At 66.1% G+C, this 25,439-nt stretch carries 23 protein-coding genes; 15 read left to right on the top strand and 8 right to left on the bottom strand.

Going from position 1 to position 25,439, the window contains the following annotated elements:
• The 4 genes from PMI02_RS14910 to PMI02_RS14895 all read left to right on the top strand — a co-directional run.
• On the top strand, positions 1–1,608 hold a 1,608-nt coding region (locus PMI02_RS14910), incomplete at its 5' end, for a TonB-dependent receptor (RefSeq protein ID WP_007684180.1).
• A 91-nt stretch (positions 1,609–1,699) separates the two neighbouring features.
• Entirely contained in the window at positions 1,700–2,962 is a 1,263-nt protein-coding gene (locus PMI02_RS14905) for an MFS transporter (protein WP_036503987.1), read from the top strand.
• Complete coding sequence (gene cysK, locus PMI02_RS14900) at positions 2,959–3,876, top strand: cysteine synthase A (protein WP_007684177.1); 918 nt, start codon at positions 2,959–2,961, stop codon at positions 3,874–3,876. The genes PMI02_RS14905 and cysK overlap by 4 nt, the downstream gene beginning before the upstream one ends.
• Positions 3,873–4,580, top strand: a complete 708-nt coding sequence (locus tag PMI02_RS14895) for a dienelactone hydrolase family protein (protein ID WP_007684176.1) — start codon at positions 3,873–3,875, stop codon at positions 4,578–4,580. Before cysK ends, PMI02_RS14895 begins: the two co-directional genes overlap by 4 nt.
• 56 nt (positions 4,581–4,636) lie before the next feature.
• On the opposite strand, the gene hisI is transcribed toward PMI02_RS14895, so the two are convergent.
• Together hisI and PMI02_RS14885 are read right to left on the bottom strand one after the other, a co-directional pair.
• Positions 4,637–5,014: a phosphoribosyl-AMP cyclohydrolase gene (hisI, locus tag PMI02_RS14890; RefSeq protein ID WP_007684175.1), complete on the bottom strand. Its 378-nt coding sequence runs from the start codon at positions 5,012–5,014 to the stop codon at positions 4,637–4,639.
• 400 nt (positions 5,015–5,414) lie between these two features.
• On the bottom strand, positions 5,415–6,155 hold the full coding sequence (locus tag PMI02_RS14885; protein ID WP_007684174.1) for a ComF family protein: 741 nt from the start codon (positions 6,153–6,155) through the stop codon (positions 5,415–5,417).
• Between the two features lie 75 nt (positions 6,156–6,230).
• Here PMI02_RS14885 and PMI02_RS14880 point away from each other — a divergent pair, with 75 nt between their 5' ends.
• Positions 6,231–6,989, top strand: coding sequence for a methyltransferase domain-containing protein (locus PMI02_RS14880; RefSeq protein WP_007684173.1), 759 nt, complete (start codon positions 6,231–6,233; stop codon positions 6,987–6,989).
• 20 nt (positions 6,990–7,009) lie between these two features.
• On the opposite strand, the gene ppdK is transcribed toward PMI02_RS14880, so the two are convergent.
• The 3 genes from ppdK to PMI02_RS14865 form a co-directional block, all read right to left on the bottom strand.
• Entirely contained in the window at positions 7,010–9,673 is a 2,664-nt protein-coding gene (gene ppdK, locus PMI02_RS14875; RefSeq protein WP_007684172.1) for a pyruvate, phosphate dikinase, read from the bottom strand.
• 61 nt (positions 9,674–9,734) lie between these two features.
• A complete protein-coding gene (gene glyS / locus PMI02_RS14870; RefSeq protein WP_007684171.1) occupies positions 9,735–12,041 on the bottom strand; it encodes a glycine--tRNA ligase subunit beta in 2,307 nt (768 codons plus the stop codon).
• Positions 12,038–12,952: a glycine--tRNA ligase subunit alpha gene (locus PMI02_RS14865; RefSeq protein ID WP_007684170.1), complete on the bottom strand. Its 915-nt coding sequence runs from the start codon at positions 12,950–12,952 to the stop codon at positions 12,038–12,040. Before PMI02_RS14865 ends, glyS begins: the two co-directional genes overlap by 4 nt.
• Positions 12,953–13,151: 199 nt before the next feature.
• Here PMI02_RS14865 and PMI02_RS14860 point away from each other — a divergent pair, with 199 nt between their 5' ends.
• The 5 genes from PMI02_RS14860 to PMI02_RS14840 all read left to right on the top strand — a co-directional run bounded on the left by PMI02_RS14860 (position 13,152) and on the right by PMI02_RS14840 (position 16,876).
• Complete coding sequence (locus PMI02_RS14860) at positions 13,152–14,072, top strand: TraB/GumN family protein (RefSeq protein WP_007684169.1); 921 nt, start codon at positions 13,152–13,154, stop codon at positions 14,070–14,072.
• A gap of 4 nt (positions 14,073–14,076) precedes the next feature.
• Positions 14,077–14,934, top strand: a complete 858-nt coding sequence (locus PMI02_RS14855; RefSeq protein ID WP_007684168.1) for a TraB/GumN family protein — start codon at positions 14,077–14,079, stop codon at positions 14,932–14,934.
• Positions 14,935–15,090: 156 nt separating this feature from the next.
• Positions 15,091–15,702 carry a 50S ribosomal protein L25/general stress protein Ctc gene (locus PMI02_RS14850; RefSeq protein WP_007684167.1) on the top strand — a complete coding sequence of 204 codons (612 nt, stop codon included), beginning with the start codon at positions 15,091–15,093 and terminating at the stop codon, positions 15,700–15,702.
• Between the two features lie 104 nt (positions 15,703–15,806).
• Positions 15,807–16,382 carry an aminoacyl-tRNA hydrolase gene (pth, locus tag PMI02_RS14845; protein ID WP_007684166.1) on the top strand — a complete coding sequence of 192 codons (576 nt, stop codon included), beginning with the start codon at positions 15,807–15,809 and terminating at the stop codon, positions 16,380–16,382.
• Positions 16,383–16,525: 143 nt separating this feature from the next.
• Complete coding sequence (locus tag PMI02_RS14840; protein ID WP_007684164.1) at positions 16,526–16,876, top strand: PEP-CTERM sorting domain-containing protein; 351 nt, start codon at positions 16,526–16,528, stop codon at positions 16,874–16,876.
• 28 nt (positions 16,877–16,904) lie between these two features.
• Here the strand turns inward: PMI02_RS14840 and PMI02_RS14835 are convergent, their stop codons facing one another.
• Entirely contained in the window at positions 16,905–18,422 is a 1,518-nt protein-coding gene (locus PMI02_RS14835; protein WP_007684163.1) for a tetratricopeptide repeat protein, read from the bottom strand.
• Positions 18,423–18,574: 152 nt separating this feature from the next.
• Here PMI02_RS14835 and ychF point away from each other — a divergent pair, with 152 nt between their 5' ends.
• From ychF to PMI02_RS14815, 4 genes are all read left to right on the top strand, one after another.
• Entirely contained in the window at positions 18,575–19,675 is a 1,101-nt protein-coding gene (gene ychF / locus PMI02_RS14830; RefSeq protein WP_007684161.1) for a redox-regulated ATPase YchF, read from the top strand.
• 218 nt (positions 19,676–19,893) lie between these two features.
• Positions 19,894–20,646, top strand: coding sequence for a MauE/DoxX family redox-associated membrane protein (locus PMI02_RS14825; protein WP_036503994.1), 753 nt, complete (start codon positions 19,894–19,896; stop codon positions 20,644–20,646).
• 10 nt (positions 20,647–20,656) lie between these two features.
• Entirely contained in the window at positions 20,657–20,965 is a 309-nt protein-coding gene (locus PMI02_RS14820) for a hypothetical protein (RefSeq protein ID WP_007684157.1), read from the top strand.
• Positions 20,966–21,325: 360 nt separating this feature from the next.
• On the top strand, positions 21,326–22,384 hold the full coding sequence (locus PMI02_RS14815; RefSeq protein WP_238539081.1) for a hypothetical protein: 1,059 nt from the start codon (positions 21,326–21,328) through the stop codon (positions 22,382–22,384).
• Positions 22,385–22,413: 29 nt separating this feature from the next.
• Here the strand turns inward: PMI02_RS14815 and PMI02_RS14810 are convergent, their stop codons facing one another.
• Both PMI02_RS14810 and mutL read right to left on the bottom strand, forming a co-directional pair.
• Complete coding sequence (locus tag PMI02_RS14810; protein ID WP_007684153.1) at positions 22,414–22,959, bottom strand: hypothetical protein; 546 nt, start codon at positions 22,957–22,959, stop codon at positions 22,414–22,416.
• Positions 22,959–24,755 carry a DNA mismatch repair endonuclease MutL gene (gene mutL / locus PMI02_RS14805; RefSeq protein ID WP_007684150.1) on the bottom strand — a complete coding sequence of 599 codons (1,797 nt, stop codon included), beginning with the start codon at positions 24,753–24,755 and terminating at the stop codon, positions 22,959–22,961. Before mutL ends, PMI02_RS14810 begins: the two co-directional genes overlap by 1 nt.
• A gap of 238 nt (positions 24,756–24,993) precedes the next feature.
• On the opposite strand from mutL, the gene PMI02_RS14800 reads away from it, so the two are divergent.
• Positions 24,994–25,439, top strand: a 446-nt coding sequence (locus PMI02_RS14800) for a rod shape-determining protein (RefSeq protein ID WP_007684148.1), incomplete at its 3' end; no start/stop codon positions are given.

Raw genomic sequence — 25,439 nt, 5'->3', positions numbered from 1 at the left:
CCCGCCACTGGTATCGGCAGCTACGCCACGGCGGCCGACGAGCGAGCCGTGAGCGGCGCCATCGATGCACCGCTGGGTGAGCGCTTCGTCGCCCACGTCGACGCATCCTGGCGCAAGAGCGACGACCTGCGCACCGGCGGGCACATCTATTCGAAAGCCCTGCGCGGCGACATGCTCCACGCCGCTGAGCACCTTGCGGAGGATGGCGAAACGGCGGAAGCTGCGGAACTCACCGACGAGGCCGGACGCTCGGGAACCCTTCCCAACTCCGCCGCGCGCACCTCCACCATCGGCGCCGGCCTGGCCTTCATCGACGCCGGCGGCAGCCTCGGCATCTCGTACCAGCACTACGACAGCAAGTACGGTGCGCCCGAACGCCCCGAGACCGGCCACGGCCATGGGGAAGAAGGCGCCGAAGAAGGCCACGATCACGGCGAGGGTCCGGTGACCATCGGCCTGCGTCAGGACCGCTTCGACCTGCGCGGCGAACTCAAGCTCTCCGGCTTCCTGGACAGCGTCCAGGTCCGCAGCGCCTTTGCCGACTACAAGCATACCGAGTTCGAGGGCGACGAAGTCGGCACCGTGTTCGAGGGTCAGGGCATCGAAACCCGCGCCGACCTCGTTCAGGCCAACCATGGCGGCTGGCGTGGCCGCAGCGGCGTGCAGTACCTGTGGCGCCAGCTTACCGTCACAGGCCCCGAGGCGGTCGTCCCGGATTACGAGATCGCCCGCATCGGCGTCTTCACGCTGCAGTCGCTGGAAGTGGGCAGCGGCTTTTCCCTCGACGCCTCGGGCCGCTACGACAGCTCGCACGTCCAGTCGCGCGGCGCTGCCTTCGACAAGTCGTTCGACCTGTGGTCCGGTGCGGTGGGCGCAAGCTGGAAGTCCGACAACGGCTTCAACCTCGGCGCCAACTTCGTCCACGGCGAGCGCGCGCCTTCGCCCGAGGAACTGCTGAGCGACGGCATCCACGTCGCTACCCAGTCCTACGAAGTGGGCGATCGCACCCTGGGCATCGAAAAGAGCAACGGATTCGAGGCTTACGCGCGGTATAACACGCCGACGCTCGACTTCTCGCTGACAGGCTACCTCACCGACTTCGACAACTACATCGCCCCGCTCGCGACCGGCGAGGAGCAGGAAGGCCAGCCGGTCTACCAGTACACGGGCGTCCAGGCGCGCTTCAAGGGCTTCGAGGCGGCGGGCAGCTTCCAGGCTTTGGCCTGGTCCAGCGGCGAACTGCGTTTCGACGGCGCGGCCGACTACACCCATGCCCAGATCAAGGGCTACGGACCGGTCCCCCGCATCCCGCCGCTTCGCTTGCGCGGCGGCAGCGCGGTGACGCTGGGCGACGTGCGCCTGCGCGGCGAGGTCGAGTGGAACGCCAAGCAGGACCGCGTCGGCGACTACGAGAACCCGACCTCGGCCTTCACCCTCGTCAACCTCAGCGCTGACTGGCACCCGATGGGCGCGGAAGGCCCGGTCACCCTGATGCTGGCGGCGGACAACCTGTTCGACGTCGTCGGTCGCCGCTCAGCCTCGTTCACCCGCGACTTCGTGCCGATCGCCGGGCGCGACGTGCGCCTTACCGCGAAGTTCACCTACTGATCTAAAAACGCAGGGCATCTTGGCAAGGGGGGACCGCGCTGCCATTCAGCACGGCGTGAGTCTCCCCCCTTCCCCGCCCGCGCCCCCACCCTTGGCAGAGCCCACTTCGCCGCTGGGCATCGCCGACTACCGCCGGTTCTGGCTGGCCCGCTTCTTCGCGGTCCTGGCCACGACCGGCACGGTGGTCATCATCGGCTACCAGCTCTACGACATCGCCCGGACCGACTATGCCATGTCGATCCCCGAGGCCGCCTTCCAACTCGGCCTGCTCGGCTTTGCGCAGTTCCTGCCGGTCTTCCTGCTGACCCCCGTGGCGGGCGTGCTGGCCGACCGGTTCGACCGCCGCAAGGTCGCCGGCATCGCCTCGCTGCTCGACATGGGCGTGGCGATCGGCCTCGGCGTCACCACCGCCATGGAACTGCGCAGCCTGCCGGTGCTCTACGTCTTCGCCGTTCTGCACGGCACCGTGCGCGTATTCATCAGCCCCTCGATGGCGGCGATCGCGCCCAACATCGTGCCGCCCCGGCTGATCCCGCGCGCGATCGGCTTCAACTCTATCGCGATGCAGGCGGGGACCATCATCGGCCCCGCCGCCTACGGCTTCCTGTTCGCCGCCGACCACGCCCTGCCCTACTGGTCCTCGGCGGTGTTCACGCTGGGCGCCTCGATCGCGATCCAGTCGATCCGCAACCTGCCGCCGCCGCGCCCCGACGCGCGCAAGGCGCATCCGATCCGGCAGATCGTCGAGGGCTTCCAGTTCGTCTCGCGCGAGCGGTTCCTGCTCGGTTGCCTGACGCTTGACCTCTTCGCGGTCCTGCTCGGCGGCGCCACCGCGCTGATGCCGGTCTTCGCGCGCGACATCCTGCATGTCGGGCCGGAGGGCCTTGGCCAGATGCGCGCGGCAACCGCCGCGGGCGCCGCCATCGTGGCGCTGTGGCTCTCGTTCAGGCCGCTCAAGTCCAACGTCGGCGTCAAGATGCTGGTCGCAGTCGTTGGCTACGGAGCGATGACCGTGGGCTTCGGCCTTTCGCGCCATTTCCTGCTCTCGCTCGTCTTCCTGGCGTTCCTGGGAGCGGCGGACATGATCTCCGTCTTCATCCGCAGTTCGCTCGTCCAGCTGCGCACGCCCGACGACGTGCGCGGGCGGGTTTCCGCCATCTCGGGGCTTGCCATCTCAGCCTCGAACGAGCTGGGCGAATTGCAGTCCGGCTTCGCCGCCGCGCTCCTCGGCGCCACCGGAGCGGTTGTTTTCGGCGGCAGCGCTGCCATAGTCATCACCCTTGCCTGGGCCTGGCTCTTCCCGGAAATCCGCCGGGCCCGCACCTTCGAACCCCGTTGGGAGCAGAAACCATGAAGGCCGACAGCATCCTCGCCACGATCGGCAACACCCCGCACATCCGGCTGTCCCGGCTGTTCCCCGACCACGAGGTCTGGGTGAAGGCAGAGCGCGCCAACCCCGGCGGCTCGATCAAGGACCGCATCGGTCTCGCCATGATCGAGGCGGCGGAAGCGGACGGCAGCCTCCAGCCCGGCGGCACCATCATCGAGCCGACCTCGGGCAACACCGGCATCGGCCTCGCCATGGCGGCGGCGGTGAAGGGCTACAAGCTGGTTCTCGTCATGCCCGAATCGATGTCGATCGAGCGGCGCCGCCTGATGCTCGCCTACGGTGCGCAGTTCGACCTCACCCCGCGCGAAAAGGGCATGAAGGGCGCGATCGAGCGGGCCCGCGAACTGATCGAGGCCACTCCCGGTTCGTGGATGCCCCAGCAGTTCGACAATCCCGCTAACATCGACATCCACGTGACGACCACCGCGCAGGAAATCCTCACCGACTTCGCCGATACCCCGATCGACGTGCTGATCACCGGCGTTGGCACCGGCGGCCACCTCACCGGCTGCGCCGAGACGCTCAAGGCCTCGTGGCCCGAGCTCAAGGCCTATGCGGTCGAGCCCACGCTCTCGCCAGTCATCTCGGGCGGGCAGCCCGGTCCGCACCCGATCCAGGGCATCGGTGCCGGCTTCATCCCCGGCAACCTCCACACCAAGGCGATCGACGGCGCCATCCAGGTCGACCCGGCCGACGCCAAGGACTGGGCGCGCCGCAGCGCCACGGTAGAGGGCATGCTGGTGGGCATCAGCTCGGGCGCGACGCTCGCCGCCATTGCCCAGAAGCTGAAGGAACTGCCCGCAGGCAGCCGCGTCCTCGGCTTCAACTACGACACCGGTGAGCGTTACCTCTCGGTCCCGGACTTCCTGCCCGAATGACGCTCGAACCGGTCGCCTATACGCACGGCGAGACCGCCCTCACGGGCTGGCTCGCCCGGCCGGAGGGTCAGGCGAAGGCCGCCGTCCTCGTCCTGCCGACCATCGTCAATGCCAACGCGGCGATGGAGCGGCGGGCGCGGATGCTGGCGGAGCTCGGCTATCTTGCGCTGGTCGCAGACTTCTACGGCGAGCCGGTCCCCAGCTTCGAAGCCTCGCGCCCACTGGCGGAGGCGCTGCGCGCCGACTTCGGGCATTACCGCGCCCGAATCGCCGCCGCCCTCGCCACCCTGCGCGCGCTGCCCGAGGCGGCGGGCCTGCCGATGCTGGCGATCGGCTACTGCATGGGCGGCCAGGCCGTGCTGGAAGCCGCGCGCGACGGGCAGGACCTGCTGGCCGTCGTCAGCTTCCACGGCATCCTTTCTACCGAGCTTCCGGCGCAGCCCGGCGCGGTGAAGGCGCGCATCCTCGTCTGCCACGGCGACGCTGATCCCCTCGCCCCGCGAGAGCAGGTCATCGCCTTCTGGGATGAAATGGATCGCGCCGGCGCGCACTGGCACTTCCACGCCTACAGCGGCGTGCGCCACGGCTTCACCGACCCCGGCAGCGACGCGCGCGGTATGGCTGCGCTGGGCTACGACGCCAGCGCCGACCGCCAGTCCTGGGCTGCCATGCTTTCGCTCTTCGACGAAGTGCTGGAATGCTGACGCTCGGACAGATGAAATGTCCGCCGGCAACGGCAAACGCACACGGTCCGCTCTAGCTAGCTCTCGATCCGCTCCAGTCCCTCGTCCTCGATGCGGCGGTAGAAGCAACTCCGCGCTCCGGTATGGCACGCCGGGCCTTCGGGTCGCACGATCAGTTGCAGCGCATCCTGGTCGCAATCCACGCGGATTTCTTCGACTCGCAGCAAATGCCCTGAAGTCTCGCCCTTGAGCCACAACTTCCCGCGGGAGCGGGAGTGGAAGTGCGCGAGGCGCGTCTCGCGCGTCTTCTCCAAAGCCTCTGCATCCATATACGCGACCATGAGGATGTCGCGCGTCTGCGAATCGACGGCAATGGCGATCAACAGCCCTTGCGCATCGAAGCGGGGCAGGAACGTCGTTCCCAATTCGCGCTCGGCAGCGGCTACATCTGACATATCATACATTTCCCATCGCCGGCCTGCGGCTTAACAATTGTTGCACGATAACCACAGCACACCGTCAAAATCCATATTACCCGCCGAATCCTCTTTCAAAAAACAGCGATTCGATGGACTTTGTCCTTGCAGCTGGGGGGCTGCTACTGACCCACAGGTCGCTCACAGGCAAGTGTCTGAAAAGACACGAACCTGACCAGGAAAGCGCCACGGTTCAGGGAATGCGATCATGAGGGATCGGGCCAGGCGTGTTCAGGGGCGCAGCCGAACTGCGAAAGCAGGGCCCAAACAGTTTCGTCACGAGGACGCCCGGAACCCAGGTTCCGGGCGTTTTCGTTTGTGCGTCCTCGCCCGGCCTAGCCAATTTGGACCTCCTTCCTTCCGCGTCAAACAAGGGAGCTCACGTCGCGTCCAGCGCCTCGTCCAGGACCCGGGCGAAACAGGCGATCACCACGCGTTCTGCCCCCGCCCGCCTGAGTACCGAAACGCAGGCGTTAGTGGTCGCGCCGCTCGTGAGCACGTCGTCCACCAGCACGACCTTGGCGCCCTTGAGAAATGCCTTGCGTCCGGATCGCACCCCGATCACGCCCGACAGAGCACGCTTGCGCGCCAGCTTCCCCAGTCCGCCGAGCGACGGCGTAGGCTTGCGGCGCTGCAGCCCGTCGACGCAGAGCCGCGCGCCGGTGCGCCGCGCCAGTTCCCGCCCCAGTTCCGCCGCCTGGTTGTAGCCCCGCTTCCACAGCCGCCAGCGGTGGAGCGGCACCGGGACAACGATCCATTCCCTGTCCACGAAGGCGAGCTTGGATACGATAAGCCCCGCCATCATCGGCGCCAGCCCCAGCCGGCCGCCGTGCTTGAACGCCAGCACCAGTTTGCGCGAGGTATTGTTGTAGAGCGTACCCGCGGCGATTCCGGCATGGCGCGGCGGATAGGCAAAGCATGGCGCGCAAGTTGCGCCCGCCGGCATCGAATCACCGAACGGACGGCCGCAGGTGACACAGGCCGGCTCGCCCGGGATCGCCAGTGTTCCCCAACATGTCATGCACATCCCCGTCTGCGCGCCGATGCCTTCCCCGCACAGCGGACAACGCGGCGGAAAGATGAGGTCGATGAGCGGCAGCAGGACCTGGCCGATGGACATGCCGCGATCCTATCGGCGCGCGGGAGAGCCACAACGGCAGTTGCAAGGTTTTAACCGACGCGGCAGGGGAGGCGCATGGCAAGCAAGGCTCCCCCCCGCATCTTCTCTCCCCACCGCCGCATCGCCGCGCGCCGGCGCATGCTGGCCCTGCAGCAGCGACCTGACGCGGCGCGTTACCTGATCGACGACATGGTAGAGGACGTGCTCGAACGCCTCTCGTTCCTGCGCTTCGAGCCGAAGACCGCCCTTGTCATCGGCGATTACTCCGGCGCCCTCGCCCGCGAACTTAAGGCCCGAGGCGTCACCGTTACCGAAGCCGAACCCGCCGATGGATTCGTCGAGGAACAGCCCTTCTCCGTCGAAGGCTTCGACTTCATTGCCAGCCTCGGCACGCTCGATACCGTCAACGACCTGCCCGGCGCCCTCGTCCACATCCGCAAGGCGCTGAACCCCGGCGGCATGATGATCGCCAGTTTCCTGTCCTCGGGCAGCCTTCCAGCCTTGCGCGACGTCATGCTGGCGGCGGACGGCGAGCGCCCTGCCCCGCGCATTCACCCCTCGGTCGACGTGCGCGCCGGCGGGCAGCTGCTCCAGCGCACCTTGTTCGCCGATCCGGTGATCGACCAGCGCCCGATGAACGTTGGCTTCCGAAGCCTCGACCGGCTCCTCGGAGACCTGCGCGCTCAGGCGCTGACGAATGTTCTGGCGGACCCGAACCCGGTGCTCGGCAAGTCGGCGTTGGCGCGCGCGCACGACGCGTTTGCGGCCGCCGGTGAAGGCGGCCGCACGGTAGAGCGGTTCGAGATATTGACCCTATCGGGCTGGAAACGCTGAGTTTCCATCCCGATAGATAATCATCCCAGCGCTGCCTGGGCCGCCGCAAGACGGGCGATCGGCACGCGGTAGGGCGAGGCGCTGACGTAATCCAGGCCGACCTTCTCGCAGAACGCGATCGAGGCCGGATCGCCGCCATGCTCCCCGCAGATGCCCAGCTTGATTTCGGCATAGGTGGCGCGGCCGCGCTCAGCGGCAAGCTGCACGAGCTGCCCGACACCCTCGATGTCGAGGCTGACGAACGGATCGCGCGGGTAGATGCCCTTCTCGACGTAGGGGCTGAGGAAACGCGCAGCATCGTCGCGCGAAACGCCCAGCGTGGTCTGCGTCAGGTCGTTGGTGCCGAACGAGAAGAACTTGGCCTCCTCGGCGATCTCACCCGCCATCAGCGCTGCGCGCGGCAGTTCGATCATGGTACCAACCAGATACTCGAGCGTCCGGCCCTTCTCGGCGAAGACCTTGGCGGCGGTCTCGTCCACCAGCTTGCGCAGGATCTGCAGCTCGCGCCTGGTGGCGACGAGTGGGATCATGACTTCCGGCACGATCGCCTCGCCCGAAGCCGCTGCGACGTCACAGGCGGCCTCGAAGATGGCGCGCGCCTGCATCTCGTAGATTTCCGGGAAGGTGATGCCGAGGCGGCAGCCGCGATGCCCGAGCATCGGGTTGAACTCGTGGAGTTCGTCGGCCCGGCGCCTGAGCGTGTCCACGCCGATGCCGATGGTGTCCGAAAGCTCGGCGAATTCCGCGTCGCTGTGCGGCAGGAACTCGTGAAGCGGCGGGTCGAGCAGGCGGATGGTGACGGGCAGGCCCGCCATCACCTCGAAGATCGACTGGAAGTCCGCGCGCTGCTCCGGCAGTAGCTTGGCGAGAGCGGCGCGGCGACCACCCTCGTCCTCGGCAAGGATCATCTGGCGCACGGCCGAGATGCGGCCCGCGTCGAAGAACATGTGCTCGGTACGGCACAGGCCGATGCCCTCGGCCCCGAACTGGCGTGCCATCTTGCAGTCCGCGGGCGTTTCGGCGTTGGTGCGCACCTTCATGCGGCGGTGCTTGTCGGCCCAGACCATAAGCGTCGCGAAGTCGCCGGCCAGCTCGGGCTCGATGGTGGGCACGAGGCCGGACATGATCTCGCCGGTCGAACCGTCGAGGGTGATGATGTCACCCTCCTTCAGCTCGCGGCTGCCCATGCGCAGAGTGCGGGTCTTCATGTCGATCGAGAGGCCCGATGCGCCTGAAACGCAGGGACGGCCCATGCCCCGAGCCACGACGGCCGCATGGCTGGTCACGCCGCCGCGCGCGGTCAGGATGCCCTTCGCCGCGTGCATGCCGTGGATGTCCTCGGGCGAGGTCTCCACGCGCACCAAGACGACGGCATCGCCGCGTTCGGCGCGCTTCTCGGCGGTATCGGCGTCGAGCACGATCGCACCCGAAGCCGCGCCCGGCGAAGCAGGCAGGCCCTTGCCGAGCACGTCGCGCGAAGCCTTGGGGTCGAGCGTGGGGTGCAGCAGCTGGTCGAGCGCCATCGGGTCGATGCGGCGGATCGCGGTGGCCTCATCGATGAGACCTTCTTCCACCATGTCGACCGCCATCTTGAGCGCGGCCTTGGCGGTGCGCTTGCCCGAGCGGGTCTGCAGCATCCACAGCTTGCCGCGTTCGACGGTGAACTCGATGTCCTGCATGTCGCGGTAGTGCTTTTCAAGCAGCTCGAACACCGCGGCCAGCTCGCCGTAGGCATCGGGCATCGACTCTTCCATCGACAGCGGCTTGGCGCCGGCCCGCTCGCGCGCGGCCTTGGTCAGGTACTGCGGGGTGCGGATGCCGGCGACGACGTCCTCGCCCTGCGCGTTGACCAGCCATTCGCCGTAGTAGGCCTTCTCGCCGGTCGCGGGGTCGCGGGTAAAGGCGACGCCAGTAGCCGAGGTATCGCCCATGTTGCCGAAGACCATGGCCTGCACGTTGACGGCCGTGCCCCAGTCACCGGGGATGTCGTTGAGGCGGCGGTAGACCTTGGCGCGGTCCGAATCCCAGCTGTCGAACACCGCCTGGATGGCGCCCCAGAGCTGTTCCTGCACGTCCTGCGGGAAGGCGCGGCCGAGTTCGCTGTCAACGATGGCCTTGTACTGGGTGACGATCTTGCGCCAGTCGGCGGCCGACATCTCGACGTCGTTGTCGTAGCCGTTGTCTTCCTTGGCGATCTCGAGCGCTTCCTCGAAGAGATGGTGCTCGACGCCCAGGACGACGTCCGAATACATCTGAATGAAGCGGCGGTAGGAATCCCAGGCGAAACGCTCGTCGCCCGACGTCTTGGCGAGACCCTCCACGGTCTCGTCGTTGAGGCCGAGGTTGAGGACCGTGTCCATCATGCCCGGCATCGAGACGCGCGCGCCCGAGCGGACCGAGACGAGCAGCGGGTCGGCGGCGTCGCCGAGCTTCTTGCCCACGGTCTTCTCGATGTGGCCGAGCGCTTCGGCGGCATCGGCGCGCAGCTGGTCGGAGAAGTTCGCGCCCTCGGCGAGATACTTCACGCACTCCTCGGTGGTGATGGTGAAGCCCGGGGGCACCGGCAGGCCGATGCCGGCCATTTCGGCAAGGTTCGCGCCCTTGCCACCAGTGATCACCTTGTCGCGCGAACGGGGGTCTTCATGCTTCACCCCGCCACCGAACGTGTAGACCTGCCTGATCATCTATCCCCTAACTTTCCTGTACAGGATTTGCGCAAGTTGAACGGACCGAGGGGGAATCCTCCTACCCCTCGATCCGCGAGAAATCTGCCACATTGTGCACTGCAACACGGAATCGGGCAAGCAGTGCAAGCCGTGAATATCGTTTGCCGGAATCGGCGTCGTTGACCGTAACCTCGTCGAAGAACGCGTCGATCGGCGCGCGCAGCATTGCAAGTGCGGACATTGCGGCTGCGAAGTCCTCTGCTGCAACTGCGTCGGCAGCCCGAGGTTCCGCAGCATCGAGCGCGTCGATGAGTGCCTTTTCCGCGGGCTCGGGCTCGTGGGAAAGCTGCTCGCGGGCTTCGCGGGCGACGGCGTAGACGTGCATCATGTCGGGATCGTCGACGTTTTCGAGCGGGTCCTCGTCGCCGGTCGGCTCGATGGCGTCGGCCTTCCAGTCCTCCTTGCGAAGGATGTTGGCGGCGCGCTTGTAGCCGGCGAGCAAGTTGGCGCCGTCCTCGGTCGCGACGAACGCCTGCAGCGCGTGAACGCGGGCGAGCAGGCGGACCAGATTGTCCTCCCCGCCGAGCGCGAACACCGCGTCGATCAGATCGTGGCGGACGCCGGCTTCGCGCTGCTGGACCTTGAGGCGGTCAGCGAAGAAGTCGAGGATTTGGGCGCTAAAATTGTAGAGTTTTTCGGTATTTTTCTGGGCTTGTTCGACTGCAGCCGTGTCCGCGCCTTTTCGAGCGACTTGGTAGAACTGGACTGCCGCATCAGCGCCCATTCTCATGAACCGACTTAATTGAGCGAACGTACGATTTGCAGCGATCGTCGGGTCAATCTGCCGTGCGAACGGCTGACGGAAACCAGCCTCGACAATTACATTTTCAAGATTGACCCTAAGCTTGTTCTCTAAGATCAATCGAATGATCGCCAGCGCCGCCCTGCGCAACGCGAAGGGATCCTTCGAGCCTGTCGGTCGCTCTTCAATAGAAAAGAAGCCCGCCAACGTATCCAGCTTGTCCGCCAGCGAAACCGCCACCGTCACCGGCGCAGTCGGCACCTCGTCGCCCTGACCGACCGGTTTGTAGTGGTCGCGGATGGCGTCGGCGACGGCGTCGGGCAGGCCCTCGGCGCGGGCGTAGTAGCCGCCCATGAGGCCCTGAAGTTCGGGGAACTCGCCGACCATCTCGGTGACGAGGTCCGCCTTGCACAGGCGCGCGGCGAGTTCGGCCTGGTCGGCGTCGGCGCCCTTGACGATACCTTCCTCGACCAGCCAGCGGGCCAGCTTGGCTACGCGCTCGACCTTGTCGGCGACGGTGCCCAGCCTTTCGTGGAAAGTGATGCGGCCCAGCTTTTCGGCGTGCACGGAGAGCGCGGTCTTCTTGTCCTGTTCCCAGAAGAAGCGGGCGTCGGACAGCCGCGCCGCGAGGACTTTGCGGTTGCCCGCGACGATCCCCTCGCCGCCGTCCACAGCGTCGATGTTGGCGGTGCAGACGAAGGCGTTGGCGAGCTTGCCAGCAGCGTTCTCGCAGACGAAATACTTCTGGTTCACGCGCGCGGTGAGCTGGATGACCTCGGGAGGCACTTCAAGGAACGCCTCGTCGAAGCGGCCGAGAAGCGGCACCGGCCATTCGGTGAGGCCGGCGTTCTCGATCACCAGCCCCTCGTCCTCGACCAGCGTCAGGCCCGCAGCGGCAGCGGCGTTACGAGCCTCGTCGCGGATCAGTTCCTGGCGTTCGGCGTGATCGACAATAACGTGGCAGGCCGATAGCTTGGCGGCATAGTCGTCCGCGCCGCCGATGGTGATGTCGCCGGGCGCGTGGAAGCGGTGGCCCTTGGTGGCGTAGCCCGAACGGATGCCGCCGACCTCGCACTCGACGAGGTCCTCGCCCAGAATCGCGACAATGCCCGACAGCGGGCGCACCCAGCGCAGCGATTCGGTGCTGATCGAGGCAGCGCCCCAGCGCTGCGACTTGGGCCAGGGGAAGGCACGGACGATCGCCGGAATCGCCTCGGCCAGCACGTCGCGAACGGCGCGGCCTGGCTTCTCGATGACCGCGAAGTACGTGTCCTTGCCCTTGAGGTCACGAACTTCGAGTTGGTCCTTGGTCAGGCCTGTCTTGCGCAGGAACCCTTCAAGGGCCTGTTGGGGCGCGGTGGTGGCGGGGCCCTTGGTCTCCTCGCTGACGGCTTCGGTCGTCTCGGCAAGGCCATTGGCGATCAGCGCGAGGCGGCGCGGGGTCGACCATACGGTGACCTGACCGAGCACGACGCCGGCCGCGCCCATCTCCTTGCGGAACAGCTTTTCCAGATCGGCGCGCGCGCCGGCCTGCATACGGGCGGGAATTTCCTCGCAGCGCAGTTCGAGAAGGAAGTCGGTCATACGGTCCACCCGGGGAACTTGGCTTCCCACTTGTCCTTGTTGGTGTCGATCCAGGCTTGGCACGATCCCTTGGCGAGGTCGCGCACACGGGCCATGTAGCTGGCGCGCTCCTGCACCGAGATCACGCCGCGTGCCTGCAGCAGGTTGAACAGGTGGCTGGCCTCGATCGCCTGGTCGTAGGCGGCGAGCGGGATCTGCGCGTCGATGCAGCGCATGCACTCGGCCTCGGCGGCCTTGAAGCCGGCGAACAGCGCGTCGGTGTCGGCGATCTCGAAGTTGTACTTCGACTGCTGCTGCTCGTTGGCGAGGAACACGTCGCCGTAGCTCACGCCCTCGTTGTTGAAGCGCAGGTCGTAGACCCAGTCGACGCCCTGAATGTACATGGCGAGACGCTCGAGACCGTAGGTCAGTTCGCCAGCGACCGGCTTGCAGTCGAACCCACCAACCTGCTGGAAGTAGGTGAACTGCGTAACTTCCATGCCGTCGCACCAGATTTCCCAGCCCAGCCCCCAGGCGCCCAGCGTGGGGCTTTCCCAGTCATCCTCGACGAAGCGGATGTCGTGCGCCAGCGGATCGACGCCGATCGCGGCGAGGCTCTGCAGGTAGAGTTCCTGCAGGTTCTCGGGGTTGGGCTTCAGGATCACCTGGTACTGATAGTAGTGCTGCAGCCGGTTCGGGTTCTCGCCGTAACGCCCGTCGGTCGGGCGGCGCGAGGGTTGGACGTAGGCGGCCTTCCACGGCTCCGGGCCGAGCGCGCGCAGCGTGGTCGCGGGGTGGAACGTGCCCGCGCCCATGCGCATGTCGTAAGGCTGCAGGATGAGGCACCCCTGCTTGCTCCAGAAATCGTGGAGCGTCAGGATCATGTCCTGGAAGCTGAGCGGCTGCTCGTCAGCCTTTGGCGCGGGGGTCATCGTGTTTCCGTGAATGTCTAGGCAGGCAGCCTTTGGCGGATCGGGGAGCCCAAATCAACCGCACAAAGCGGCAGGCGGCGCGGGCCACGTGGCGCCACGATTGTGTTCATCCCCCACATCATATGGTGCATAGAGCTGCGCCCGGCGCTACTGCCGCCAGCCACTCCCGCATTTGCTCCTCCCCTTCCACAGGACTTCCATGCCCTCCTTCCGATCATGGTCCCGCTCGCTGCTGGGCGCTGCCGCCTGCGCGCTGGTATCGCTGACCCCGGCGACAGCATCCGCAAGGGCCCAGGCGCCGGTGGCTGCGGCGGCGCCGCCAGTCCGCCCGGCGCTCTGGAAGGTCGCCGACGAGGATACGACGATCTGGCTTTTCGGCACGATCCACGTCCTGCCCGAGGACGTGCGCTGGTACGCCGGCCCGGTCGCCTCGGCCTTCGACGGAGCGCAGGAACTGGTGACCGAGATCCCGATAGATGACCCCAGCGAATCGCAGGACGTCCTCGCAGCCAAGAGCTTGCGCGATGATGGTAAAACCCTGCGGGAGACGCTTTCGCCCGCGCAGCGCCGGGCATACGATGGCGCCATGGCTTCGCTCGGCCTGCCGCCGCAGGCGTTCGACAAGAACGACACCTGGTTTGCGGCGCTGCTGCTCACGCTGGTTCCCCTTCAGAAGGCGGGGTACAATACCGAGAGCGGCATCGATGCGCAGGTATCGGCCCGCGCAAGGGCGCGGCACATGGCAAATCACGCGTTCGAGACCGCCGAATACCAGATAGACCTGTTCGACAAGCTGCCCGAGGAAACGCAGCGCACCTATCTCGGCGAAGTGGTCGAGGCTTTGCCCACCGTCCGCAGCGACATCGACGCCATGGTCACCGCCTGGAAATCGGGCGACGCGGACCACCTTGCCCAGCTCCTCAACGAGGACGAGAGCGATCCGCAGATGCGCAAGGTCCTCATTACCGACCGCAACGTGGCCTGGGCGAAATGGCTCAAGGAGCGGCTGAAAAAGCCGGGTACCGTGTTCGTCGCGGTGGGTGCCGGGCACCTCGCGGGAGTAGGCAGCGTGCAGGACCAGCTCGCCGCCGAGGGCGTCGCCTCGACGCGAGTGCAGTAAGGTCATGCGCCGCCCGGCTCTTCTTCTTGGCACACTGCTGCTTGTTCTCTCCGCCTGCTCGCCCACGCCGCGCAATGCCGATCCGGCGCTGTGGCGCGTCGAGGATGGACATGGCCACACGGGCTGGCTCTTCGGCACCATCCATTCCTCCGACCGTCCGCTCGAATGGCGTACGCCAAAGGTCGGCGCGGCATTCGATCAGGCCGGGGCGATTATGGTGGAGGTCGGCAACCTCGCCGACGAAGCCGAAGTTGCCGCGACGTTCGCCCGGCTGGCGCGGAGCGAAGGCGAGCCTCTCTTGTCCGCGCGCATTGCCCCGAGCGACCGCCCTGCCCTTACGGCACTCCTGAAAAAGGCAGGCCGCGCAGACGGGGACTTCGCGGGCCTCGACACCTGGGCCGCCGCGCTGACACTAGCGCGCGCCGGGGCAAAGGACGACGACGCCCGCAACGGTGTCGACCGCTCCGTGATCGCGGCTGCAGGCAAGCGGCCGGTAGTGGAACTGGAAGGCGCCGCCGCGCAGCTCAGCCTGTTCGACGCGCTGCCGGAAAGCGAACAGCGCGACCTGCTCTCCGCCGTGGTCGTCGAAGCCGCGGCGCCCGAACGCGACCTTGCGAAAAGCTGGCGCACCGGCGACATGGCCGCGATCGAGCAGGAAACCCGCTCGGGCCTGCTTGCCGACCCGGAACTGCGCGAGGTCCTGTTCACCGGCCGCAACCGCCGCTGGACCGCCCGGATCGCGCAGGCGGTGCGATCAGCACAGAAGCCGTTCGTCGCTGTCGGAGCGGCTCACATGGCTGGGCCCGACGGGCTTCCAGCTATGCTCTCCGCGCAAGGCTTCACCGTCACGCGCGTCGAATAGAGCCCGGCAGGCCGATCCCGGCTTGCATTTTCGCCTCCTTGCGGATAAGGGCCGCGCCTTCCCGTCATGGTCATCCCTGGAGGCGTGACGGGCGGTGCGGCGGCGATGAGCGACGGCGCACCGAAATTCAATCCAGTTTTTCGAAAGGCACGTTCCATGAGCGATACGCTTAACCTGCCGGCCGAGACGCGCGAACGGGCTGGCAAGGGAGCCTCCCGTGATCTGCGTCGTAATGGCCGCGTCCCCGCTGTTGTTTACGGCGGCAAGGAAGAACCCCTTGCCATCCACCTCGAGGAAAAGGAGCTGACCCGTCAGCTCATGACCGGCCACTTCTTCAACTCGATCATCGAGATCGAAGTCGGCGGCAAGAAGTACCGTACCCAGCCCAAGGACGTGGCTTTCCACCCGGTCTCCGACCGTCCGCTCCACGCTGACTTCCTGCGCGTCGCCAAGGGCGCGACCGTGCACGTCAACGTGCCGGTCGTGTTCGAGAACGAAGAAGCCTCGCCGGGCCTGAAGCGCGGCGGCGTGCTCAACATCGTTCGCCACGACCTCGAACTGGTCTGCGACGCCGAGAAGATCCCGCACGAGATCACCATCGACGTGACCGGCTTCGACCTGGGCGAATCGATCCACTTCAGCCACGTGAAGCTGCCCCAGGGCGTCGAGAGCGCGATCACCGACCGTGACTTCACGATCGCCACGATCGCCACGCCCTCGGCGCTGCGCAGCAGCTCGGAAGGCGAAGAGGCAGCCGAAGGCGAATAAGCCTCAGGCGGTCCGTGAAAACGGCCCCTCCCGCCCCGGCAATCCGGCGCGCGGGAGGGGCCTTTTCTTTTGGTATCGCGCGGGCAGCCGCGCCGGAGACTTGAATGGCCACGCAGCTTTGGGTCGGTCTGGGCAACCCCGGCCCGCAATATGCCTTCAACCGCCACAACGTCGGCTTCATGGTGGCTGACGCGCTGGCGGACATCCACCGTTTCGGGCCGGTGCAGAAGAAGTTCCAGGGCTGGCTCCAGGAAGGCCGCATCGGCACCGACAAGATCCTGCTGCTCAAGCCCGCGACCTTCATGAACGAGAGCGGCCGCTCCGTGGGCGAGGCGATGCGCTTCTACAAGCTGGACGTCGGCGCCCTCACCGTCTTCCACGACGAACTCGACCTCGTGCCGTTCAAGGTGAAGGTGAAGCAAGGCGGCGGCCATGCCGGACACAATGGCCTGCGCTCGATCGACCAGCACTTAGGTGCCGAGTTCCGCCGCGTTCGCCTCGGCATCGGGCACCCCGGCCACAAGGACCGCGTTACCGGCTACGTCCTCGGCAACTACGCCAAGGCCGAAATGGACCCTCTCTCGGGAATGCTGGGCGCAGTGGCCGCCGAAGCGGACCGCTTGGCTGCCGGCGACGACACCCGTTTCATGAACGACGTGGCGATGCGCCAGCAGGACTGAGAACGCCGGTTTGTGTCGAGTTAGTTTACAAAACTCATCCGAAGCATTGGGGGTCAGACCCAATATCAGCTGTTTTAGGGACCTGGCACGCCTGTTGCTTATAGGCGGTCAACCAACTCGGCTAAAATAGGGGAAGACTACCGATGTTCCGCAAGACGCTGCTCGCCATCTCGCTCACCACCGCCGCCACTATCGGCCTGAGCGCACCGGCACAGGCGACGTGGGGCCACAAGCATTCGTGCGGCTGCGGCCACTCGGCCGGCAAGAAGCTGTGCGGCGGCACCACGTCCACCAGCAGCAGCACCTCGGGTGGCACGACGACGACTTCCGGCGGCACGACATCGTCGTCCGGCGGCACCACCACGTCCTCATCGGGCGGCACCTCCGGCGGCTCCTCGGGCGGTACCGCGGTTCCAGAGCCCGGCATGCTCGGCATGCTCGGCATCGGTCTGCTCGGCCTCGCCTATGCCCGTCGCCGCAAGGCGCGCGGCTAACCTTCAAGCTTGGGAGCCGCCGTCGGTATCAACCGGCGGCGGCTCTGGCCTTGCCAAGCTCGCGAGCGATGACAGGGTTCAGCGGGTCCATGGCCAGCGCGGCTTCCAGGAGCCGCCGCGCCTCTCCCGGGTTCCGACCGCTGGCCAGGCGGACCATGCCGGCCATGTAGAGATAATCCGGATCATCGCCGCCGAGCTCCAGCGCGCGGTCGGCATGCCTGACGGCAGCATCCGCATTTCCGAGACGACTATCCGCCAGCGCGAGCCGCCGGAGAACTTCGGGATCTTCCCTGCGCCCCAGCAATCGCTGATAGATCGACGAAGCATCCGCCCAGTTCCGGGCGGACAATGCCGCTTCGCCCTGGTCCACCAACGCCATTGTCGCCTTGAGCCGCACAGGATCGAGCCGCGCCCGCAGTTCCGAAGCCTCTGGCGCACCGATGGCGCTCGCCGCCTGCTCGGCGCGCTCCAGCACCTCCGGGCGCGCGAGCGTTGTCTCGGCCAGCGGAGCGAGCGTGGCCCATGCCCGCTGCGCGTCGCCCGCCGCGAGGTGCGCCTCGCCCAGCATCAGCCTTGCATAGCGATTGCCTGGACTGACGAGCGCGGCGCGGCGGAAGATCACGAGCGCCTGCCGGGCATGACCGAGCCGAAGGAGCGCCTCGCCATAAGTCATGCTCAGCGCCGAACCGGCCGCGAGGTCGGATTCGCGGGTCTGCAACTCCCGCCTGATCTTCTCCCATTCGCCCTGCTCAGACAGGAGTTGAAAGCGCAGTTCCTCGACTTCGGGATCGGTCGGAGCGATCTTCCCGGCCTGTTCGACGAGCTTCACCGCCTCTTCGACCCGGCCGAGCGCATCGTACTGGTTGGCAAGCGCCAGCATCGGCGCGGTCCGGCGTGGAAACACCTGGATCGCATGGCGATAGGCGGTGATAGCCGCATCGTCGTTCCCTTGCGCGGTGGCAAGGTCGCCCGCCATGACAAGCGCCTCGTAGGAGCCCGGCGCCATTGCTTCCATCCGTTTGAGCAGCGACGCCGCGCGCTGCAGATCATCATTCAGCAGCAGAAGGCGCCCATAAGCAGCGCCCAACCGCGCACCACCGCCCGCCGCCATACCTTTCTCGAACGCGTCACGCGCAGAATCAGGTCTTCCCAGCGCGACAAGCGACTCGGCCCGCACACGCCAGCCGTCGACCGACGAGTCCTTACCCAATAGCGCCAGCGCCGCTTTCGCATCTCCTTGAAGCAGCGCGATCTCCGCCTTTATCCGGCCGGGCGCAGCGCCGCCCACGCGCTCCAGTCGCCTGACTGCGCCTTCGGCACCGTCCGGATCGCCCAGCCTCAGGTGCGTGTCGATCAGCAGCGCCAGCATCGCCCTGTCGGACGGCCGCTCACGCAGAGCCTCGGACAGCTCGAGCCGTGCCTTCTGGTAGTTCTCGGCGGCAAAGCTTTCGCGCGCGCGGGCAAGCAGCGCCTCGGGACTCTCCCCGCAGCCCGCCAATGCAAGCAGCGCGGCAAGCGGCAGGGCAAGGCGGAGCGATGGCGTCATGCACCCCCGCCTACGCCCAAGCCCTGAAATTTCCGTCAACCGCACCGCTCATTCCTCCCATCTTTCCCGGCGAACTGGTCAAGTCCCGGCAGTGCGGCTATGGGCGCGCCACGAGGGTCATTTCAGACCACAATTTGCTTTCGGAGTGTTCGATGGGTTTTCGTTGCGGGATCGTGGGCCTTCCCAATGTCGGCAAGTCGACCTTGTTCAACGCGTTGACCGAAACGCAGGCGGCGCAGGCGGCGAACTATCCGTTCTGCACGATCGAGCCCAACGTCGGGCAGGTCGGCGTCCCCGACCCGCGCCTCGACAAGCTGGCCGCGATCGCCGGCTCGGCCAAGATCATCCCGACGCAGCTGTCGTTCGTCGATATCGCGGGGCTCGTGCGCGGCGCTTCCAAGGGTGAGGGCCTCGGCAACCAGTTCCTCGGCAACATCCGCGAAGTCGATGCGGTGATCCACGTCCTCCGCTGCTTCGAGAACGACGATATCCAGCACGTCGACAACAAGATCGACCCCATCGCGGATGCCGAGACGGTCGAGACCGAACTGCTGCTCTCCGACCTCGAAAGCCTGGAAAAGCGCGTTCCCGCCGCCCAGAAGAAGGCCACGCAGGGCGATAAGGAAGCCAAGATCACCGCGTCCGTCCTCGGCCAGGCACTGGAACTGCTGCGCGAAGGCAAGCCCGCGCGCCTCACCAAGCCGAAGGACGAGGACGAGGAGCGCGTTTTCGCACAGGCCCAGTTGCTGACCGCCAAGCCGGTCCTCTACGTCTGCAATGTCGAGGAAGAGTCCGCATCGGAAGGCAACGCCTTCTCCGCCCGGGTCTTCGAGAAAGCCGCCGCCGAGGGTGCGAGCGCCGTGATCGTCTCGGCTGCGATCGAGTCGGAGCTGACCGGCATGGACATGGAGGATCGCCTAGTCTTCCTTGAGGAAATGGGCCTTGCCGAAGCCGGACTCGCACGCATCATCCGCGCCGGCTACGCACTCCTCGAGCTGCTCACCTTCTTCACCGTCGGCCCCAAGGAAGCACGCGCCTGGACTGTCCACAAGGGCGCCAAGGCACCCGAGGCGGCCGGCACGATCCACTCGGACATGCAGCGCGGCTTCATCCGCGCCGAAACCATCGCCTACGACGACTTCGTGTCGCTGGGCGGCGAAACGGCTGCCAAGGACGCTGGCAAGCTGCGCCAGGAAGGCAAGGAATACGTAGTCCACGACGGCGATGTGATGCACTTCAAGTTCAACGTCTGACGACGCCCGCCGCAGGGATCGGCGCGGCCGGTCCTCACGCGCGGCGGTATGTTGCAAGTGCGTGCACCTTTGTGTGCCGACGTGCGTTAATGCAGTGGGAGGCGACAAGGAGCGTTGGCCACATGGTCGATGAAACTGCGCCTGTTTTCGCAAACCTGCACCACGCCGACCCGGACTTCGGCCTCGGGGAAATTCTGCCGGGACATGCCGACGTCAAGATGATCGATCCTAACCGCAAGGCTGTGCTCTATCGCATGGTGATGGAAAAGCACGTCTGCCCTTTCGGGTTGAAGTCGAAGCACTTGCTGGAAAGCAAAGGCTACGAGGTGGAAGACCACTGGCTCACCACGCGCGAGGAAGTGGACGCCTTCAAGGCCCGGCATCAGGTCCAGACCACACCGCAGACCTTCATCGCCGGCCAGCGCATCGGCGGCAACACCGACCTGCGCCGCTTCCTGGGCCTGGACGATCAGGCCAAGGGCACGGGGTATGCTCCGGTGATCTGCGTTTTCCTGACTGCCGCGGTGATCGCGCTTGCAGCAAGCTGGGACGCGCTGGGCACCTCGGTGACGGTGCAGGCAGGGGAATGGTTCGTCGCGGTTTCGATGCTGCTCCTCGCCATGCTGAAACTGCAGGATCTCGAGACTTTCACCACGATGTTCCTCGGCTACGATCTTCTGGGGCGGCGCTGGGTACCATACGCCTACGCATATCCATTCCTGGAGTGGTTCGCGGGCGCCTTCATGGCCGCAGACGTGCTGCACTGGCTGTCGGTGCCGATCGCCCTGTTCATCGGCAGTGTCGGCGCGGTGTCGGTCTACTACGCGGTCTACGTCCAGAAGCGGGAACTGAAATGCGCCTGCGTCGGCGGAGCGGGGAGCGTCCCCCTGGGCTTCGTGTCGCTACTCGAGAACCTGTTCATGGTGGCAATGGCGCTATGGATGCTGGTCCGGCCCGCCGGGATGGGCTAAGGCCCTTCCGATGCTGCGGCGCCTTTTCCTTCTTCTCCTTCTTATCGGCCTGTCGGTGCCTGCGATGGCGATGACGGGGCATTGCGCCATGGCCGCACCCGCGCCGATGGCGCAGGCCCATCACCATGAAGGGCATGGCCAGCAGGCACCGGCAAAAACCTCCGGCGTCAACGACTGCATCGGCTGTGTCACGCCGCCGATCGACGCGCGAGTGAAGTTCCGGTCGCTGTCTCCTGCCCCTGCGCGCCATGCGCTGACGAACGACGCCTCGCTCGTCGCCGGTTTGCTGGAGCCCGCCACTCCGCCTCCCAGAACCTGATCACAGCGCCGTCGCATTCTCTGGAATGCGAGAGGTTCATTCAAAATCAGGTTTTCAGGAATCATGGAAAGACATGTCCTGGCCGCGCTTGCGTGCGTGGCCACATTCTCTGCGCCGGCCATGGCGCAGGACCACTCCGCTCATCGTCACGGCTCGGCCGAGCCCGCGCCGGGCACATCAGACCAGTCGATGCCTATGGAAATGAACACGGGTGATGGTGCCATGGACCACGGCGCCATGGGTCACGCTATGCCGGACGGTCATCAGGCGCAGGGGGCAGGCCAGCTGCTCCCTCACGCCAGTGGATCCGGGACCTCGCGTCTGCCAAGTTACGATAGCGCCATGGACGGCCTCCACGTCATGACCGACGACTGGATGCTCATGGCGCATGGCTACGTATCCGCTCAGTACACCGACCATTCCGGCCCGCGCGGTGATGACAAGGCTTATGTCACTTCGATGGCGATGCTCATGGCAGAACGCCAGACTGGGTTCGGCAAGGTGCAACTGCGCTCGATGCTCAGCCTCGAGCCGATGATGAGCAACCGCGGCTATCCTAACCTCTTCGCCACGGGCGAGACCGCCGGCGGCGTAGCTCTGGTCGATCGGCAACATCCGCACGACCTGTTCATGGAACTTGCCGCACGCGTTGATTTCAATATCGGCGACGGCGCCACTGCATTCGTCTATGGTGGCCCGGTCGGCGAGCCCGCGCTAGGGCCAAGCGCATTCATGATGCGCCGCTCGTCTCGCTACAATCCGGAAGCCCCGATCGGCCATCACTGGTTCGATCCGACGCACATCACCTACGGCGTCGTGACAGCGGGACTATCCACCGACAAATGGCAATTAGAAACATCGGCCTTCCGAGGGGCCGAGCCCGATGAGGACCGCTGGGACATCGAAACCCCGCGCCTCGATTCCTGGTCCGTCCGCGCCACGTGGACGCCGAACCCGCGCTGGGCAGTCCAGGCCAGCTACGGGCAGATCCACGAACCCGAAGCGCTGCACCCCGGCGAGGACGAGCATCGCTTCACTGCGTCGGCGCACTATGCCGACAACGACGGTTTCTCCGCTATGGCAGCGTTCAGCAGCAAAAATCGCGAGCCTGGCCGCACGCTGACCACGTGGCTCGCCGAAGCCAACTGGGACCTGGACGATGCGAACACTCTGTTCGCGCGGGCCGAGAACGTCGCCAATGACGAACTCTTCCCGGATCACGAAGACCCGCTGCACGATGCAACCTTCCGGGTGTCGAAGCTGCAGGCCGGCTACGCCCGGCGGATCGAATTCGATCCGTTCACGCTGGCCCTCGGCGCGTCCGTCAACGCTTATGCCAAGCCGGACTCCCTGGATCCGGTGTATGGCCGCAATCCTTGGGGCTACACCCTGTTCGCCCGGCTTTCGCTAGGAAGCTAAGCCTCGACCCAAAGCGATCCGGCACGGCATCAGCCCGCCGGGTCGCTTCCCGTTTGTTCGCCAGATGGCTCGAAGACGCTGCAGGTCATAGAGCCGTCCGCCTGGTACGCCACCCGCTCCTGCGCGTCGTGCACGACCAGGCGGGCGGGCCAATGCATGTCGTCGCTACCGGTGCCTCCATCGGGCAGCCGCATCACATCGACCCAGCCCGCCAGACCGACATATGTCGAGCGCGCCCCGCCCGGCAGTTCCGCGCTCACGTCCTTCGCTGACAAGCGCTTGAGGTCGGCGCCGACGCGCATGAACGCCTCGTCCTTGCCGGCGATGAACAGAGGATCTTTCTGGGCGCCCTTGCGGAACCCACAGCCGGGCTTGTCGAGGCCATAGCGTTCGATGTCCATTTCCGTGATCACCACGGGCAGCACCGGCTTGAAGGGTTCTTTGCTCATCCGCTCGACCATCGCCACGTCGCGCGCATTTTCCGAAGCCTGTTCGGCCGCCTCCTGCGAAGCCGGTTCATCCTCGCAACCCGCCAGAAGAGCCAACACGGTCAGCACTACAATCGTCTTTCGCATCACTTTCGCCCGAAAAGCTTTTCTATGTCCTGATGGGCTAGCTTAACCCACGTCGGGCGGCCATGGTTGCATTGGCCCGAACGCGGCGTCCGTTCCATTTCGCGAAGAAGGGCGTTCATCTCGGCGACCGAGAGCGAGCGTCCCGCCCGAACTGATCCATGGCAGGCCATCGTCGCCAGCACGAGGTCGAGTTTCTCGCCCAGGAGGAGCGCATCCCCATTGCGCGCAAGATCGTCCGCGACGTCGCGCACCAGCGCGGCCACGTCGTTTTTCGGCAGGACAGAGGGCACCGCGCGGACAAGCATCGCAGCAGGTCCGAAGCGTTCCAGCACGAGCCCATGGCGCGCGAGATCGGTGATCTTGTCCTCCACCGCGTCGCAGGCGGTTTCCTCAAGCTCGACCACCTCGGGCAGCAGCAGGGCCTGAGAGCGGTTCATGGCTTCCTCCGCCCCAGCCGCCTTGAGCTTTTCGAGCACGAGGCGTTCGTGCGCCGCGTGCTGGTCGACGATTACCAGGCCGTCCTCCGCTTCGGCGACGATGTAGGTTCCCGCCACCTGCCCGCGCGCGACGCCGAGCGGATAGCGCAGCGCTTCTTCGCCGGCCTCTGCAGCCGGCTCGGCCCGGGCGGCAGGCTGCGCCATGACCTCGGCCTCGTAAGATCGCCACGCCGTGCCCGCCTCAGAAACGCGCGACGACGATCCGCCGTATTCTCGCGCGAACAGCGAACCCAGCGACGGAGCGGCGGGAGCAACTGGCTCGACCTGCCACATGTTCATCGCGGCCGATGCAGCGGGCTGCGCGCTTTTTTGTCCGGCTCCCTCGAGCGCATGGCGCAGCGCACCGACCAGAAAGCCGCGCACGAAGGCGGGGTCGCGGAAGCGTACTTCGGTCTTGGCGGGGTGCACGTTGACGTCCACCTCCTCGGGCGGAATGTCCAGGAACAGCGCCAGCACCGCATGACGGTCGCGTGCGAGCATATCCGAATAGGCCCCGCGCACCGCGCCGACGAGCAGCCGGTCCTTCACCGGGCGCCCGTTGACGAAAAGATACTGGTGATCGGCGACGCCCCGGTTGTAGGTCGGCAGGCCCGCGATACCGGTGAGACGCGATGCTCCGCGCTCCGCCTCGATCAGCACACCGTCGTCGGCCAGTTCGCGCGCGATGAGGCGGGCTACGCGCGCCGCCAGTTCCTCGCGCGGCTGCACGGCCAGAACCCGCCGCCCGTCCTGCTCCATGACGAATCCGATGTCTGGGCGTGCCATTGCCAGGCGGCGGACGACATCCAGGCATGCGGCATATTCCGAACGGGGCGAACGCAGGAACTTGCGCCGCGCAGGCACCTTACCGAACAAATCATCGACCCGGATGCGCGTACCCTGAGGCAGCGCAGCGGGTCCATCAGCGGCGACGAGGCCGTGGTCGATCACGCGCCTCCAGCCCTCCGCCGCATCGGGCGGACGGCTTTCGATCGTGAGACGTGCCACCGATCCGATCGACGGCAGCGCTTCCCCCCGAAAGCCGAGCGTCGCGACCATTTCGATCTGCTCGTCGGGCAACTTGGACGTGGCATGGCGTTCCAGCGCCAGGGCGATCTCGTCGGGCCTCATCCCGCAGCCGTCGTCGGTGACCTCGATCATGTCGAGCCCGCCAGAGGCAAGGCGCACAGTCACCTGCGTCGAGCCGGCATCGATCGCGTTCTCGACGAGTTCCTTGAGCGCAGACGCCGGCCTTTCGACCACTTCGCCGGCTGCGATGCGGTTGACGAGGTGTTCTGGAAGGCGGCGGATCGTGGGCATGGAGTGACTCGATTGATGGCGCACGGCGAGGCGGAACGCACCACGGGACGGCTGTCACACAAACTAGCGACGAAGCGCGGGGAATTCGAGACGGGCACCTCGTGATACCCCCCGGAAAAGGACACAAAATTTTGGCCTTTCCCGAATCGATGAGCTAAGGGGTGCCCTCCCTCCCAAAAAACCCTGTCGCAGGTTCCGAGGTGCATTCGGCAAGCGATTGGCAAGAAACGGATTTTAGATGGCCGGCGTCTTCTCGCGATTCTTCAAACTCGGCTCCCAGAACATGGCGATCGACCTGGGCACGGCCAACACCCTAGTCTACGTGCAGGACCGCGGAATCGTTCTGAATGAACCGTCCGTCGTTGCCATCGAAACGCTGAACGGCGTGAAGAAGGTCAAGGCCGTCGGTGACGACGCCAAGATGATGATGGGCAAGACCCCGGACAACATCGAAGCCATCCGGCCGCTCCGTGATGGCGTCATCGCCGACATCGAGATCGCGGAGGAGATGATCAAGCACTTCATCCGCAAGGTCCACGGCAAGAAGAACCTGTTCCGCTATCCCGAGATCGTGATCTGCGTTCCCTCGGGCTCCACCTCGGTCGAGCGCCGAGCCATCCGTGACGCCGCCAGCAACGCCGGCGCCAGCCAGGTCTACCTGATCCTCGAGCCTATGGCTGGCGC

This window comes from Novosphingobium sp. AP12, from assembly GCF_000281975.1.
Lineage (GTDB): Bacteria > Pseudomonadota > Alphaproteobacteria > Sphingomonadales > Sphingomonadaceae > Novosphingobium.
This window is presented reverse-complemented; position numbering and strand designations above follow the sequence as displayed.

What these genes read in the sequence shown, in the direction of transcription:
- hisI (WP_007684175.1), bottom strand. Translation starts at nt 5,014, where the DNA reads ATGTCAGATGTAGCCGCTGCCGAGCGCGAATTGGGAACGACGTTCCTG.
- PMI02_RS14885 (WP_007684174.1), bottom strand. Translation starts at nt 6,155, where the DNA reads ATGTCCATCGGCCAGGTCCTGCTGCCGCTCATCGACCTCATCTTTCCG.
- cysK (WP_007684177.1), top strand. Translation starts at nt 2,959, where the DNA reads ATGAAGGCCGACAGCATCCTCGCCACGATCGGCAACACCCCGCACATC.
- PMI02_RS14820 (WP_007684157.1), top strand. Translation starts at nt 20,657, where the DNA reads ATGCTGCGGCGCCTTTTCCTTCTTCTCCTTCTTATCGGCCTGTCGGTG.
- ychF (WP_007684161.1), top strand. Translation starts at nt 18,575, where the DNA reads ATGGGTTTTCGTTGCGGGATCGTGGGCCTTCCCAATGTCGGCAAGTCG.
- pth (WP_007684166.1), top strand. Translation starts at nt 15,807, where the DNA reads ATGGCCACGCAGCTTTGGGTCGGTCTGGGCAACCCCGGCCCGCAATAT.
- PMI02_RS14880 (WP_007684173.1), top strand. Translation starts at nt 6,231, where the DNA reads ATGGCAAGCAAGGCTCCCCCCCGCATCTTCTCTCCCCACCGCCGCATC.
- PMI02_RS14895 (WP_007684176.1), top strand. Translation starts at nt 3,873, where the DNA reads ATGACGCTCGAACCGGTCGCCTATACGCACGGCGAGACCGCCCTCACG.
- PMI02_RS14835 (WP_007684163.1), bottom strand. Translation starts at nt 18,422, where the DNA reads ATGACGCCATCGCTCCGCCTTGCCCTGCCGCTTGCCGCGCTGCTTGCA.
- PMI02_RS14850 (WP_007684167.1), top strand. Translation starts at nt 15,091, where the DNA reads ATGAGCGATACGCTTAACCTGCCGGCCGAGACGCGCGAACGGGCTGGC.
- PMI02_RS14855 (WP_007684168.1), top strand. Translation starts at nt 14,077, where the DNA reads ATGCGCCGCCCGGCTCTTCTTCTTGGCACACTGCTGCTTGTTCTCTCC.
- PMI02_RS14860 (WP_007684169.1), top strand. Translation starts at nt 13,152, where the DNA reads ATGCCCTCCTTCCGATCATGGTCCCGCTCGCTGCTGGGCGCTGCCGCC.
- PMI02_RS14865 (WP_007684170.1), bottom strand. Translation starts at nt 12,952, where the DNA reads ATGACCCCCGCGCCAAAGGCTGACGAGCAGCCGCTCAGCTTCCAGGAC.
- PMI02_RS14840 (WP_007684164.1), top strand. Translation starts at nt 16,526, where the DNA reads ATGTTCCGCAAGACGCTGCTCGCCATCTCGCTCACCACCGCCGCCACT.
- PMI02_RS14815 (WP_238539081.1), top strand. Translation starts at nt 21,326, where the DNA reads ATGACCGACGACTGGATGCTCATGGCGCATGGCTACGTATCCGCTCAG.
- PMI02_RS14810 (WP_007684153.1), bottom strand. Translation starts at nt 22,959, where the DNA reads ATGCGAAAGACGATTGTAGTGCTGACCGTGTTGGCTCTTCTGGCGGGT.
- PMI02_RS14825 (WP_036503994.1), top strand. Translation starts at nt 19,894, where the DNA reads ATGATCGATCCTAACCGCAAGGCTGTGCTCTATCGCATGGTGATGGAA.
- ppdK (WP_007684172.1), bottom strand. Translation starts at nt 9,673, where the DNA reads ATGATCAGGCAGGTCTACACGTTCGGTGGCGGGGTGAAGCATGAAGAC.
- mutL (WP_007684150.1), bottom strand. Translation starts at nt 24,755, where the DNA reads ATGCCCACGATCCGCCGCCTTCCAGAACACCTCGTCAACCGCATCGCA.
- glyS (WP_007684171.1), bottom strand. Translation starts at nt 12,041, where the DNA reads ATGACCGACTTCCTTCTCGAACTGCGCTGCGAGGAAATTCCCGCCCGT.